Origin of the sequence: Paenibacillus sp. cl6col, assembly GCF_900102125.1 — a bacterium.
Taxonomy (GTDB): domain Bacteria; phylum Bacillota; class Bacilli; order Paenibacillales; family Paenibacillaceae; genus Paenibacillus_B; species Paenibacillus_B suaedae.
Genome location: NZ_FNAZ01000010.1, coordinates 152,116 through 165,521, shown reverse-complemented (window position 1 = coordinate 165,521; position 13,406 = coordinate 152,116). Strand labels below are relative to the sequence as shown.

Genomic DNA, 13,406 nt, shown 5'->3' with positions numbered 1-13,406 from the left:
TTATTTCAATACCACCTTGTTTTCGTCCTTATGCATGAATCATGATAATCATTGGAGTCAATCCGAATGCGTTCGTTCAACATCCCTTACGGAAATGGGTGCGGATAAGGGTTCAGTTCCTCACGTGTAAGCTTGCGATCCACATATCCAAGTTTCATCGGTACTTCCAACACTCTGTCAATCCCCTCTAATCGACGGAGATGGTGGCCAAAAGTCATTGGAAGCATGCCTGGAATCAGCACTTTCACGCAGTGTAGGCCATTGCGTAGCGTCTCGCTGGACGATTGATCAACAACAATCACGTCTAATTGCAATCGACAGAACACTTCAAGAACTTCCTTCAACTCTTCTGTTACATCTGTACTGACTGGAACCACTGGGATTGGGAATTCTTCGGCAAAAGAACGGACTGGACGCTGCTCCTCTAACAAAAAGTGAAGTCTTTCCGCTGCTTCTGGCAAACCGTACAGCAGAGTATGGTCTTCCATCTGCTGTACCTCATACGAATCCATAAACATAGACAGCGCTTCCGAACCACGTTCCTTCCAACGTTTTTCAACCATGGAGATCGTCCCCGCAAGTTCATGGACAGCACTCTTAGCTGCTCGTATAGGGTCAAGATGAGCTCCCGCAGAACAGACTACACTCACTTCATGTTCTGGTGTTCCCCGAGCAATCGACCAGATGCTCGGAATCCCATTCTCCGTTGTTATGTTGTACAACAACACCTCATATCCTAAGACAGCCTTGATCCGTTGAATCATGAGGAGCAGCTCCTCATCCCCTGAGGAATATGGATCGAGCCTAGGACATTGGAGCTTCGCATACCAAGTCATTAAGAAGGCATCTCGTTCAACAACCTCAAATATGCCATACAACACCGCTTCTTCTAGACTGCCTCCTAATGCGCAGCCGTTAGAGGTTTCGTACACGAAACTCCCTTCGTGCCCTAAGCTGTAATAGGCTACTAGATGAGGAACTAGAACGGGGCGTTCCTGTAAAAATGAATACCCCCACACCCATTCAATAGGGGTATCTGGATCAAAGGAGGCAAACGGAAAACCTTCCTGTTCGTATTGTTCTTGTGCATGAAGCCCAATTGTAGCAGGATCCATAGCAATTTCCTTCAGTTGGTTGTAACTATCGAACACAACTAGACGTTTACCGCGGAGTGTGATGCCGCAATAACGTTCCAATCCCTCTAATATGGCAGCAAGCTGACTGTTCGTGAACGAATGGGAACGTCCCCCTGTCACCTCATCGTAATAGCCGAGCGGGAGATTGACGACTGCATCTGCAAATACAGAAGAAAGATGCAACTCTATGTCGTTAAATAAGCCGGATCGACGATCCCAATAGTCGTTGAACAGAACCCCCTGTAATTCTTTCATGGAACGACACCGATAGCTATTATCCAGCTTGGGAGATGGTTTAAGCACAATACTCGCTGCTTCCGGCGAATCTTCATCTAGCTGCCCGCATACTGGACAAGCACCAGAAGGAAGAATATAATGCCGCGTACAGTTCAAGCTGTGCAAGTTGATCATATAAATGTGACTGTCGGTACACAGACTATGTCCGTTTACGCATTTCGATGTCTCCTCAACAAGTAACTGAGCCATAAATCGATACCCTGTCACTTCAATGTCCGATTCAACTCGAGGGACATAGTCAGGGTTAACCAGCATCAAAAGCATGTCATCAGTTGCATTAGTATTGCTGCCTGCTATCGACATTCTAATGTCTGCGCATTGGAAGCATCCGGATGCACCTGGCCAGTTCATTGGACCAACGAACCCTTCTTCCCCACTCAAATAAGCCGATATCCACGGAATTCCCGATTGCTGAAGCTTCTCATTCATTTCCAACAGCAAGCCAAGGTTTTCTTGATCCTGAAGCACCAATGCGATGCTCATACTTATACTTGGAATTCCTTCATTGTGATTCGTCAATCTTGTTACGTTGTAATCGCATTGATCCATTAACTGTGCATATACGACATCCGCAAGTAATCCCTCTCCAATCACCAGGACAGTGTTCACGTAGAGCCCTCCTCTCTGAGCCGCACTCCACATACGAAGAATGCCTCTGTACCCAGGAAAGAACTGCTGTGTAAATCATATATTTCGAAGCACGAATCGTTCTTCTTGTTCTTCTCCAATACTCTTTGCACCGCTGCTATCCAATAAGCAGATGTGAACGGATAGGAAATATGAGGGATTGCGGCCGTGTTCATTGAATTATCTTCTTCGCATTGAACTTGAAATAGATCGGACGCATGCCCCTCAACCTGATTTAGCGCCTTCTGAAGGGACTGGCGAAGCGCAATTGTGAAATCTACATCCACACTTCCATACCAATTATCCCTCGAATAGGCCCATACTACCGGATAACCTAGCAGCGGCTCCCCAACCGCAATAATAGACTCAACTCCCATGATACCTAGCGACTGCAAATAATACTGACAGCGGCTGTCTGCTACATGTTCAAATCGCAGTCGCGATACGATCATCTGACTCGCCCCGTGTCGGCTGCGGTCAATACGATCCTGCAATCGTTTCGTCAAGCATGCCCTAATTCCCCGTCCAACAGCTTCAGCTGCCTCACAACCTGCACCTACACCGATAGCAGCCACATGGTCATTCCCCGATACAGGGAACAGAAACGGTAATAAACATGCCGCATACGCTTCCAATCCTGCAAGCCCCGACTCACGCCGAGCCTCTTCATGTGTCAATCCACTGCATATGATTGCTGGCAGTAGTCGGACAAATGATTCTGATGCTGGATCAATCGGCTGAACCATGCATTGTGCGAGAGGAAGCTGCACAATTCCCGCCTCTTCCCATTTGTGAAAAATTCCAATTGAAGAGGAAGTCATATCTGCGAAGCTGGTATACCAATCTGAATCATTCATTCGCTCAATACTTGCTGTGATGATTTCATCCACTGTAGATATACGACAAGCCGCCTTACTCCCTCGTTCAACATCGAAGAGATGTGAACGAATGGAATGCCAGCTCCCTGTTAAGCTGCTCGGATCAAGAATATAGCATTGATCTCTACAATTCCCGTCTCTTCCAGCTGTCACTTCCCGATGATATTCATGCACAACCAGATTTGTAAGAATATGAAGTGCCGTTAACGAGAAGCTCTGTTGCTCATTCTCACTTCGGAACACGGTCGGGTGCAGGCTCCGCCACACCGCTTCTGGTCGTGCTGATCCGTCCACATCTAACAATGGCCCAACTAATCCAACCCCACGTAAGGTTATCGCAGGCAGAAGGGGTTTCCCCTCCAATTCACATGCATCCTGAAGGTCTCTCCATTCAGCTAAATTATCAAGTTGGGCAGCGTATAGGATAAAACGGTATGGTCGAATAATACTGCGCCAATCTTGTTTGAGATCTCTCCGTTTCATCGTGACATTTGGGGTCAATCTTCCCTGTTCGTCAGGCTCCTGATATACCGCAAATGCAACATGATCGGAAGTTTCCGTGTCAGTTGTGCAAACCGTCAGTGTGAAGTCTCCCGCTCCATGCCAGGTTTTAACCAATGAATCCAGCATGGATCCCGAGCCAATAGCAAGTACTCCCTTCTCTTGCTTAGACATAAACAATCCTCCTTTCCCACAAACACCTATATTTCATTGAATTCGATTCGCTTTGTTATCGTGAATCCGACCTAGAAATGTCATTGTTAACGTATGTCGACGTCTGCTTCACTATGACTCGCGTACGGCCCAGTCCTACTGCAACAAAAAAGAGCTGCCTCATGTCATTAGCGTAATGACAGTTGAGACAGCTCTGCCTTCCCTTACAAGAGCTTTATGTCCTTCTTCAAATCCTCAATGGATTGGATAGGCTTGAGTTGATCGTGCTCTAGATGAAGCATTTCGGTCTTTGACATTTTATTTTGTTGAGTCCCTTTCGTCTCAGCTGCCCTTACGAAGACACCCATTGGTTGAGAGGTTCTCACCATATCATTGATTACCTCACGCAATTGCTCCAACACATGGTCGCCTATATCGACAGACTTCAAACGAATAAACAATTCAGGAACATCCTTGGGCTTTACCGGAATGTGCACCCCGTTCTGATCCTGATCACCGCTGAGCCCTTCGGTAAGTGATAACGTGTAATATGCGTATTCAATCTGAATCGTATCAATATCTTGAAGCTTGAACAGATCAGGATGCTTTACTTGCAGTCCATCGCGAATAGATTCAGACCAATACACAAGGGTATAATCGTCTTGCAATCGCTTCCCAACATAGTTGCCCTCGGCGTCGAAGTCACTATCATCGTCCACACGAATAATCGCTTTGTTCGAATCCTTCACGTTATATACTTTCGCTGTATATACTTTAAATTTAAAATTATAAGAACTTCCTTCCGCTGCAACATCCATATTGTACTTTTGTTTCATATAATCGATTGCCTTCCGCTTTACTTCAGCATGTTTCCAAGGTAATCCTTCCATTTCCGTATAGACGAAAAACACAAAAGACAACAGCAAGACAACAACCACAATCGATATTATTTTCTTCATGCACAACACCTACCTGACCGAATTGTACGCACTAACTTCATTGGTCTCACTTCTCCGCGTAACTGATTCGTGTACAACATGCGAGTGCGGAGTGCACAGTTTCACTTCATCTTTTATCCGTTTTCTGCATAATCCTTTTGAAGCTTGGCAAATAGAATAGCATCTATAAACCTGTCATTTTTGCGATAGCACTCCTGCAGCAATCCTTCTTGGTGGAATCCGGACTTCTCAAGCAGTTTTTGTGAAGCCGTATTTGTTCCAAACACATAGGCTTCGATTCGGTTTAATTGCATCTCCTCAAAACCAAATGCGACTATGCGGTTCAATGCTTCCGTCATCAGGCCCTTATTCCAATGGCTTGGATTCAATTCGTATCCTATCTCGGCTTTGCAATCTGCTCTCCGCCAGTTGTGATAGCCGCAAGTCCCAATGATTCTATCCTCCGATCGAAGTGCAATTCCCCAGCGAATGCTGCTCTGTCCTTCCTCAAATCGTTGGTTCCATCTCTCTATTAATTGTTCGGCTTGTTCAATCGCCACGAAATTATCCAAGTTATAATACTGCGTTACTTCGTCCGTTGAGAAGTTCTCGAATAGATTGGGCGCATCCTCCGACCTGAGCTGCCGTAGAATCATTCTGTCCGTTTCTAATCTAGGAAATGTTGATATCATCTTGCTTCCTCCTTCAATTCTTCATGTTCTTTAATTCATCCAAGATATCCTGAAGCTGTTTCATTATCTTCTTATCATTATCAAGCTTCTTCTTGGTGTTAATTTCAATTCTGACGAGTGTAGCTAAGAAGAAAAACGAAATAATAAGAGCAGACCACTCCATATTCATTTCACCTCAGTTTACATTGTCGTTGACCAGCCACACGCGTATGGGCAAGACACTTCTGACCTAGTTCCACCCGTCATCCAAATATTTGCGCTGCAATCCCGTATAGTGTACGATTTCTTGCCGGCAGCTGTTGTGCATTCTTAATCATCACCGGAGGATGAGTCTCTCTCTCAAAACCAGCCTGTCTCAAAAGCTCGATAAATTCAGGTTGTTCCTCTGGCACATCAATACGAAGCAGCTTGCCCCGGTTATCTTCGGCCAAGTAATGAATCATGGCTGATGCCGCTTCCTGCTGTACAGCTACCACTGGTCCAAGAACGAGATACTTCGGGCCTTGAACGGCAAATCCATACCCGCCCAGAGTACCTTTGTTATCCAGTACAACTACCCCCTGCTTCGCCTGTTTCCAGCGAGCAGATAGGAATGTCTCTCTGTCTGCTCCAACGGCCAACTGATCCAGTTCACGAATCCCAGGGAAGTGTTCCAACCCTAGCGGCATGGTACGCATTTCAGAGACAGAATCACTCCGATTAGATAATGTGTTGTAGCTAGAACATACAAGCTTATTGACGTACGATACGATATGATACCCCATGCCTTCATACAAAGGTCGGCCTTCTTCCGTTGCAATCAGCATAATGGTGTCGCTGTTATCAACAGCGTCCATACAAGCTTGAACAACCGCCTTCCCTAAGCCCATCCCTCTATAGCCTTGATCAACGATAACCATACCAATGGTAGACAATCCAGGCTTGTAGGTAAGAATAGCAGCACTTGAAATAATGTCGCCTTGCTCATTGCGATGTCCCCATACCGTTCCCGATGACATAATCGTCTGAATATCCTGTTCATCATAATCCCAACCGATCGAAGCGGATAGGTCTATCAATCCCTGCGTATCTGTTATACGCAATTGCTCTACAGCTAATGTCTGATTCGGCATCAAATCTATCACCTTTCTGAGCACACACTTTAGAAATAGAAATAAAAGAACCCAGCTTTACAAGTTCATGCTTCAGTAGGGCTGAGTCTAAGGTCGAAATTCAATTATTCCATTATTATACACCTAATAACTCTTTAACACGCATAAAAATCGCTCCACACCTGGATATTTTTCACCAAGACTTGTAACATCAAAGCCAGCTCTCTGATAGAATCCAACCGCATCTCGATCCGTTTCTGCTTCGAGTCTAGCAAGATTGTGATTCTGCATCACATGTTTGATCATCGCATGTCCAACTCCTTGACCACGAAGGTGCGGCTTTACCGCGATATGACGCAGTACGCCTTCTCCGGTTGTATCTGCACGTACACCAATTAATCCAACCAGCTCTGCTTGAATGACAACTCCATACAATAACAGGGACTCATCGCTCCGGTAGAGAACAACCTGGCTATTGATCTTCTCTTCGTTCGGGTACATACATGCTGCAAGCAGCTCTCGTACCTGTTCCCAATCCGAATCCCCCTTGAGGTTAACTGGTGTATTCATGTTGTTGCGACCTCCCTATAACGACTCTTATGTTCTTGAATTCCCTGCTCATTTTTCAATCAAACCAGCCTTTTCTTTTAAACCATGCGTACATTCCAATGCCGCCGCCAACGAGAACTGCCAAAACGATAAAATAACCCCACTGCCAATGAAGCTCAGGCATGTTATCAAAGTTCATACCGTATATTCCAACTATGAAAGTTAGAGGCATAAAAATGGTCGTTATGACTGTCAATGTCTTCATGATCGTATTCATTCGATTGGAGTTTAAGGACATATAGCTGTCTCTCATATCAGCAGTCATCTCACGGTTCGATTCGATCATTTCGGAGAGCTTCAACAAATGGTCATAAATATCTGTGAAGTAGAGCATGTTGGTCTTTACGCCTTCGATACGCTCGGAATTAATGATTCGGTACATCAATTCCCTCATCGGCAATATCGTTTTTCGCAGTTTTAACAGCTTGGATCTGATTTCAAATATGTCGTCCATCACGCTTTGGATAGAGTCTTTCCCCTCTTTGGATTCAATATCAGACAATTGATCTTCAAGCTGATAGGCCGCAGGGAAATATTGATCGACTAACTTATCGATAACCAAATGAGCCGCATACACATGGCCAGCTTCGAACAACTGCTGATTCTCCGCAATGCGATTCCATGCGTCGTCGATTTCCTGTGAAGGATTCAAATGAAACGTTGCAATAAAATTGTCTCCCCAAAATAAATCCACTTCTTCCGCCGCAAATGTATGAGGGTGGAGTGAGTGCAGAACAAAAAAATGAGTATTTTCATAATGATCAACTTTCGGCCGCTGCAGCAAATGATGCAAGCAATCTTCAACTGCCAACGGGTGAAAATGGAAATACTGCTCCAGGAGCAACGCTTCTTCAGGCGAAGGTTCATTGAAGTCGACCCAGTACCACTTTGCTTGTATCTGCTTAAGCTCCTCTAAGGTGATATCCCTTCTCAATTCTAACTTATCCGTCACAGCCAATACACGAATCATAGTACATCGATCCCCTCAAGTTAGTTAAATGACATTCAGATAAAATAGGATCCAGTTGTATTATGTGTCATAATCATAACTTACTGCGTATAAATCGGACGACCATTCAGACGATATGCTTTCCATACCGTTCGAAAGATGAAATATAGTCTCACTTTGAGACTTGCTCGCCATAGTTTGACCGATTCGACCCCAGCTGAGACATTTAAGATTTGATTTTTGCTAATCCAAACAGCGTTCATCCCAACGCTCTTCACGCTTTTGATTTTATAGGCAGCATCAACTCGATAACTTCTTCTCCTTGATAGGCTGCGACCCTTTATCAACAAGTATTGCCTCCATACCCGCATCTCCCCTCAATAAATAGCATCCAAACAACGATTATGAAAATACAGCTCCAATTTCCTTTTGGTAATTGCTATGACCGTCTGTACTCCCTACCTTCTCAAAGCCTTGTGACACGTAATACGCATTCAACTTCTCATTATCACCAACGCAATCCAGGCGGATATACTTCTTTGCAGAAGGAAATTGCAAGCCATTCTCTACCCACGTTATGATATGCTTGCCTATCCCCGTCCCGGCAAAGTCCCGTGACACGGCCAATCGATGAATCATTATGCGAAAACAACCCACATCTAGCAAATAGCAAAAGGTGGGTTGAAGGAAGATTATGTAGCTATTCAAAAACGGATCAAAAGAAGGAGAAATCAAGAAATCACTTTTCCTATTTTTTCGATCCCAGATCTTAACTATACTACATTTTTCCGTGACAGAAAAGAACAAATGTTCGTTAATTTTCATTCAAATGTCATCATCAAGCTGGACAATAAGGATAGAAAAGGAGTAACTTTACACTTGGGCAAATCTTCAATGGCGATCCAACAAGCACCAAGTGAATCCTCCCCATCTCCGCCCACTCTCAATTCATGATCATTTGGTATGTCTATATTGTAAATGATGCCGATGTGGTGGAGCTCTTCTAACGTATCCTCGGCATAGGGATATATCAAGGTGTAGGAGAGAGCGGTTCGTATCGTTCCCGAACAATTCGCGATTCCTGTTTCCTCTTCAATTTCCCGAAGCAGCGCAGCATAGGGCTCTTCTCCAAACTCAATTCTTCCTCCCGGAAGATCCCATTTGCCGGTATGCGGGCCTCTTGCTTTTTTGATCAGCAGTATTTCATTATTTCTCATCATCACGCCATATACGCCAAGATGAGTATGTTTGATTACGCTGCTCTGCGTTTCTACATCCCAGTCCCTTCTGTCAAGAGGATCGATGCAAGTTCTCTGCTCTGTCGTGTCTCGCCTGCTGCCTCAACATTTCTTACTCCGAACGGGACGTGGACGGAAGGTGCGATTCTCGCAACTCCTTCTATATGGCCAACTTGGTCATCAAAGAAGATGTGCGGTTTAAAGATTTTCAGTACCCGTTCCTTCTCAACTCCGCCTAAGAAAAATGCTTCATCAATCCGAATATCCAGCTTTCGTAGAGTGGAAATCACCCGTTCATGCGCAGGAGCATTCCGTGCCGTCGCGATGGCGACTCTTATTTTGGGCCGGTAATCTGGATTCTCGATTCTGCGATTAATCTCTCTCCGCTGCAGCTTGGATATTTCAAGAAAGAAACGTAGCAACGGCCCGGCAGGGAGCGGCTCTCCCGCCTTCAACCGCTCATGCTGATGAAACAGCTCAATTGCTCCCTTTTCATATACAGCCTCTGCCGAATCATCTGCAATAATTCCGTCGAAATCAAAGGCAATACGGAGCTCTTCATCTTCCTCATCATCAACGAAATCAGTCGGATACACACAGCCCGCTGGCAACCCCAACTCAACAGCCTGCTTCACATCATCCTTATTGCCAGACAAGAAGAGCGACGCATTAAAAGCATCCATATATACAAAGGGATCATTTCCCGTGACGAATACCGCTCGCGTAATAGGCAGACGATAATGCTCTATCGATTTGAATACGCGTAGACCAGTATCCGGATCATTGCGGGACAACAGAACGACCTCAACGGCTTGATCGCCGATATCCGCATCGTTCAGACCGAGCAATCTTTTAATAAGTGGGTAAGCCACACCTTTATCCAGCACTCGCTTCTCATTCTCACGCTGATACTTCCGATATTCTTCTTCACCATGTTCCTGAAACACAGCATCTGATTCTGTCAAATCAAACAACGCACTCGACGCTACAGCCACTACCAATTTATCTTGGATGTGATACCCCATATCATTTTCCTCTCTGCTAGATCTCCTGTCCTTTTTGGATATGCTCGCGCATTTTCTCCCCAATGATGTCATAGAACGACACGATATTATCCTCGGAACCGTTGACAATGCGTTTATATGCCTTCCCTATCGGATTGGCCTGGGCTCCATGAGCATTTAACAGGTACCCTCCATCAACCTCTTCCCATCTGCATTCTTCGCCCAGCTCAATCCTCATAATTTCTCCTACATAGATGCCCCAAATCGCCGCTATTGACCACACCTCTCGATCGAGCGGCTTAATCATATCATCATGACTCGCATAATCATTCGCGTAATTATCCAATATGTCTTCTACCCGATGAATACTCTCGCTGCTGAAGTCCAGCGTGTGCCCCATCGTTTCAGCAATTTGAATGGCCAACTTCGTATGATGTGCGACCATTTCATTCAGGCTGTTTGTATCCATATTATGATCCTCCAATTTATTCTCGTTATTGTTATTCGTGCTAGATAGTTTCACATGAAGGCCATCTGTATAAGATGCTTTCAATTCTCCGGTAAATAGTCTGTAGTTAGTTCTATCCCTTGCTGAATATTCTTACTTATCCGCTTCCAATACTCCCAAGCTCTTCACACTTCTACTTCCCAGCCCATTCAGACTTGCGCAGCTTGTAATACAAATGCGCCTTCCCATCGATATCGATCTCACCATATTGAATAAACCCACACTTTTGGATCACTCTATTTGAAGAAATATTGTTCAATAGCGCTACAGCATTCAGCTCTGTTACATTCATCTTCCATTCGATACTCACGCAGCAATATGTCGCCACAATCAATTGTTAACTCTGTCATTCTAGTCAGCTCTCCCCTGATGATGCAATGTCGCTCCCCCAGAAGGGAGTTCGATTGCCACTCTTACAATGTGTAATCGCTTCCCGAACAGGATACGGGAGTAGATTATGCTTGTCCATTTCATTGACATGAATCCAATAAAATTCTAAATGTTGTTCCTTCGATTCCGGGTTCCTAGAATGTTCAATGCCCTGCGCATCTGCAATAAATAAATGATTGATTTCCTGATGATAAACATTGTTGTCTTCATAACCCGCTTCAACCGCACCAATATACTGCTTCACTTCACACTGTAGGCCCATCTCTTCGAATATTTCACGAGACAGTGACTCCTGCATTCCTTCACGAAATTCAACATGTCCACCAGGCAGGAACGTATTGTCCATCCCAATACAATGTGCCACTAGCAGGTATTCCCCTGATAACATAATGCCTCTGGCTAACACGTGATATTTTTGTCGCATCTCACACTGCATTCCAAGCTCATTCCTCTCCGATACCGCTCTTTTGCTACCTTCATGCAATTATGCACGCAAGAATCTTTCCATTGATAGCTCAATTACGAATGATCCGTATGTGCCTAAATATTTACAAGCTTCCCGAAAGGATCTCGCACATAGAAGCGCCTCACTCCCCAAGGCTCATCTGCAGGCCCATATTCAATCGGGAATCCAGCACGCTCCATATTCATCAGAACAACATCAACATCATCCACCTCTATTGACACATCCGGAACAGGCGTGTCCGAACCTCCTTGCGAAGCAATGCTTATCTGGATACTCATTTGGTCGTTAGAACCATAAGTAGCGATCCAGCCATGATCCATCATGAGATCAAGCCCCAAAATTTCCTCGTAGAAACGCTTGGCTTCCGATAGATTCGACGCGGCTATATCTATATTGGCAACGATTCGTTTAACCGTCACAGGTACCTCCATCATAAGAAATCAGATCTTATCCTCTGCATTCGCCTTAGACAACTTCCTTTCTCAAGTGTACTTTACCTACAAAAGGAAGTATATACTCTCATTTCGATGAAGCGATGATAATCATGCATCGAAATTTTGGACTGTTTTGTCAATTAACCTTTTTGGGGTTTAGCAAAAAAACAAGCCTGAGCGCATTGCTCGGGCTTGTCGGAATTTTATTGATTCTACTGTTTAAAATTTCTTTTTGCCCCAACGACCTAATTAGATTTGCGAAACGTTGAACTCTTTCAATTACTATGCCAAAAGTGCGCGTATCTTTTTCCTTTTTGCAGTAGAAACATCGCCGTTTGAAGCGCCGACACTAAGCAAGACTGGTGAATTATATTCTTCGGAGAAGAAATCCTCTGCTTTTAATTCCACCAATACCTCCGTACAAAGATCAAGCAACTTATCGCGGAAACGTTTCATTTTGCCATCTGATCCCAAAGCCGCACTATACATGGCAAGTTCGTTGCATATTGGCTCGAACAAATCGAGCGTAAAATCTGTGCCTTCATAACGCCATTCGTTAGTGGCGTAAGCAAAATAATCCTTATCTGAGGGATCTTCAGCCACAAGTTTTTCGAAATGTGCTTTTGTATTTGCCGCGTCCGCTACCATAGAGCCTTCATCATCAACGTACAGGCCAAAAGAGATGATTACTTCATGTCCATGCGCTTTTATTATTTCGCAGAATGATTTTTGTGCGGCTTGTTTCAATGGTGCTTTTAATGCTGCAAAGTCAAAAGCGGGCAGTTTGGGCATAACGATAAGGTCTTTGATAAATGCATCAAAAGTAGGAGCAACGGTTGTCACTTCCCAATAATATGTTTCGTTTATATTCCGCCAGTCCTCTATTCCGTCGACAGGTTCGCCGTTTTTGCCACGTCGAACTTTTCGAGTTATGAAAGCTATAGACGGCTCCCCGCTTGTCCCACACTCCAAATAGTTTAAAACAAAGAAATCATAATAAGGTGCACCCAAGATGCCGCCAATTTCCAATAGATTTGGAATGTCATAGAAGCGTTGGGGCATATCACGCGCCTTGTGTCCGGCATAGTGCGTTGGAAGACTTTCATCTCCAGGACGGTGACCGATTGCATTAATATAATCAATTTTTACATGCCGAATCGCAATGCCGGATGCATTATGAATAGGAAAGCCATTGCGTTTAAGTAATCCACCATTTTGCGATGTGGACACTAACTCAATGTAAGAAGCGGGCAGTTTAACGCCAAGCCGTTGCTCCAACGCTGTTAATTCCTCATCGGATGGCAGTGGCAGGATAAAATACGCTGATCCTTCCCTCTTCCATAAGTTTTTAAAATCAGCTTCAGTAAAATAACTCATCTAGGTACCCCTTTTCACAAGCATTCTTTGCGTTCACCCAAAACATCCAAAACAAGGCGTAACACAAACGTCGCCACGCAAAATATAATTATTGCCGTTCGCTAAAATTGATCTCCCT

16 protein-coding genes are annotated in these 13,406 nt (G+C 44.5%); all 16 read right to left on the bottom strand.

Features of this window, described 5'->3' with window-relative positions:
• Nucleotides 1-86 precede the first annotated feature (86 nt).
• The 16 genes from BLS15_RS23105 to BLS15_RS23030 all read right to left on the bottom strand — a co-directional run bounded on the left by BLS15_RS23105 (nucleotide 87) and on the right by BLS15_RS23030 (nucleotide 13,288).
• A complete protein-coding gene (locus BLS15_RS23105; protein ID WP_175460824.1) occupies nucleotides 87-2,042 on the bottom strand; it encodes a TOMM precursor leader peptide-binding protein in 1,956 nt (651 codons plus the stop codon).
• Nucleotides 2,039-3,613 (bottom strand): hypothetical protein, encoded by a 1,575-nt coding sequence (locus BLS15_RS23100; RefSeq protein ID WP_090513914.1) that lies wholly within the window; start codon nucleotides 3,611-3,613, stop codon nucleotides 2,039-2,041. The genes BLS15_RS23105 and BLS15_RS23100 overlap by 4 nt, the downstream gene beginning before the upstream one ends.
• Nucleotides 3,614-3,816: 203 nt before the next feature.
• The gene (locus BLS15_RS23095; protein WP_090513911.1) at nucleotides 3,817-4,551 is read right to left on the bottom strand and encodes a YfjL-like protein; all 735 of its coding nucleotides are present in this window, start codon (nucleotides 4,549-4,551) and stop codon (nucleotides 3,817-3,819) included.
• A gap of 113 nt (nucleotides 4,552-4,664) precedes the next feature.
• On the bottom strand, nucleotides 4,665-5,222 hold the full coding sequence (locus BLS15_RS23090) for a GNAT family N-acetyltransferase (RefSeq protein ID WP_327194881.1): 558 nt from the start codon (nucleotides 5,220-5,222) through the stop codon (nucleotides 4,665-4,667).
• 13 nt (nucleotides 5,223-5,235) lie between these two features.
• Nucleotides 5,236-5,385: a hypothetical protein gene (locus BLS15_RS29145; protein ID WP_155987193.1), complete on the bottom strand. Its 150-nt coding sequence runs from the start codon at nucleotides 5,383-5,385 to the stop codon at nucleotides 5,236-5,238.
• A gap of 79 nt (nucleotides 5,386-5,464) precedes the next feature.
• Nucleotides 5,465-6,334 carry a GNAT family N-acetyltransferase gene (locus BLS15_RS23085; protein WP_090513908.1) on the bottom strand — a complete coding sequence of 290 codons (870 nt, stop codon included), beginning with the start codon at nucleotides 6,332-6,334 and terminating at the stop codon, nucleotides 5,465-5,467.
• Nucleotides 6,335-6,457: 123 nt separating this feature from the next.
• Nucleotides 6,458-6,883: a GNAT family N-acetyltransferase gene (locus BLS15_RS23080; protein ID WP_021252503.1), complete on the bottom strand. Its 426-nt coding sequence runs from the start codon at nucleotides 6,881-6,883 to the stop codon at nucleotides 6,458-6,460.
• 55 nt (nucleotides 6,884-6,938) lie between these two features.
• Nucleotides 6,939-7,892, bottom strand: coding sequence for a magnesium/cobalt transporter CorA (gene corA, locus BLS15_RS23075; protein WP_028531596.1), 954 nt, complete (start codon nucleotides 7,890-7,892; stop codon nucleotides 6,939-6,941).
• 381 nt (nucleotides 7,893-8,273) lie between these two features.
• Nucleotides 8,274-8,510 (bottom strand): GNAT family N-acetyltransferase, encoded by a 237-nt coding sequence (locus BLS15_RS29655; RefSeq protein WP_231515042.1) that lies wholly within the window; start codon nucleotides 8,508-8,510, stop codon nucleotides 8,274-8,276.
• A 182-nt stretch (nucleotides 8,511-8,692) separates the two neighbouring features.
• Nucleotides 8,693-9,124: an NUDIX hydrolase gene (locus tag BLS15_RS23060; protein WP_302848157.1), complete on the bottom strand. Its 432-nt coding sequence runs from the start codon at nucleotides 9,122-9,124 to the stop codon at nucleotides 8,693-8,695.
• 17 nt (nucleotides 9,125-9,141) lie between these two features.
• A complete protein-coding gene (locus BLS15_RS23055; RefSeq protein WP_254777391.1) occupies nucleotides 9,142-10,134 on the bottom strand; it encodes a 5'-nucleotidase in 993 nt (330 codons plus the stop codon).
• 16 nt (nucleotides 10,135-10,150) lie between these two features.
• The gene (locus BLS15_RS23050) at nucleotides 10,151-10,582 is read right to left on the bottom strand and encodes a hypothetical protein (RefSeq protein WP_090513900.1); all 432 of its coding nucleotides are present in this window, start codon (nucleotides 10,580-10,582) and stop codon (nucleotides 10,151-10,153) included.
• Between the two features lie 172 nt (nucleotides 10,583-10,754).
• On the bottom strand, nucleotides 10,755-10,931 hold the full coding sequence (locus BLS15_RS23045) for a GNAT family N-acetyltransferase (RefSeq protein ID WP_139170715.1): 177 nt from the start codon (nucleotides 10,929-10,931) through the stop codon (nucleotides 10,755-10,757).
• 45 nt (nucleotides 10,932-10,976) lie between these two features.
• Nucleotides 10,977-11,399: an NUDIX domain-containing protein gene (locus BLS15_RS23040; protein WP_368087139.1), complete on the bottom strand. Its 423-nt coding sequence runs from the start codon at nucleotides 11,397-11,399 to the stop codon at nucleotides 10,977-10,979.
• Nucleotides 11,400-11,551: 152 nt separating this feature from the next.
• Nucleotides 11,552-11,896 carry a VOC family protein gene (locus BLS15_RS23035; RefSeq protein ID WP_090513897.1) on the bottom strand — a complete coding sequence of 115 codons (345 nt, stop codon included), beginning with the start codon at nucleotides 11,894-11,896 and terminating at the stop codon, nucleotides 11,552-11,554.
• Between the two features lie 297 nt (nucleotides 11,897-12,193).
• Nucleotides 12,194-13,288, bottom strand: coding sequence for a DUF4303 domain-containing protein (locus BLS15_RS23030; protein ID WP_090513894.1), 1,095 nt, complete (start codon nucleotides 13,286-13,288; stop codon nucleotides 12,194-12,196).
• Between the last annotated feature and the right edge of the window lie 118 nt (nucleotides 13,289-13,406).

Coding starts and splice junctions, on each gene's coding strand:
- BLS15_RS23100 (WP_090513914.1), bottom strand. CDS start 3,613: ATGTCTAAGCAAGAGAAGGGAGTACTTGCTATTGGCTCGGGATCCATG.
- BLS15_RS23095 (WP_090513911.1), bottom strand. CDS start 4,551: ATGAAGAAAATAATATCGATTGTGGTTGTTGTCTTGCTGTTGTCTTTT.
- BLS15_RS23090 (WP_327194881.1), bottom strand. CDS start 5,222: ATGATATCAACATTTCCTAGATTAGAAACGGACAGAATGATTCTACGG.
- BLS15_RS29145 (WP_155987193.1), bottom strand. CDS start 5,385: ATGGAGTGGTCTGCTCTTATTATTTCGTTTTTCTTCTTAGCTACACTC.
- BLS15_RS23085 (WP_090513908.1), bottom strand. CDS start 6,334: ATGCCGAATCAGACATTAGCTGTAGAGCAATTGCGTATAACAGATACG.
- BLS15_RS23080 (WP_021252503.1), bottom strand. CDS start 6,883: ATGAATACACCAGTTAACCTCAAGGGGGATTCGGATTGGGAACAGGTA.
- corA (WP_028531596.1), bottom strand. CDS start 7,892: ATGATTCGTGTATTGGCTGTGACGGATAAGTTAGAATTGAGAAGGGAT.
- BLS15_RS29655 (WP_231515042.1), bottom strand. CDS start 8,510: ATGATTCATCGATTGGCCGTGTCACGGGACTTTGCCGGGACGGGGATA.
- BLS15_RS23055 (WP_254777391.1), bottom strand. CDS start 10,134: ATGGGGTATCACATCCAAGATAAATTGGTAGTGGCTGTAGCGTCGAGT.
- BLS15_RS23050 (WP_090513900.1), bottom strand. CDS start 10,582: ATGGATACAAACAGCCTGAATGAAATGGTCGCACATCATACGAAGTTG.
- BLS15_RS23040 (WP_368087139.1), bottom strand. CDS start 11,399: ATGTTATCAGGGGAATACCTGCTAGTGGCACATTGTATTGGGATGGAC.
- BLS15_RS23030 (WP_090513894.1), bottom strand. CDS start 13,288: ATGAGTTATTTTACTGAAGCTGATTTTAAAAACTTATGGAAGAGGGAA.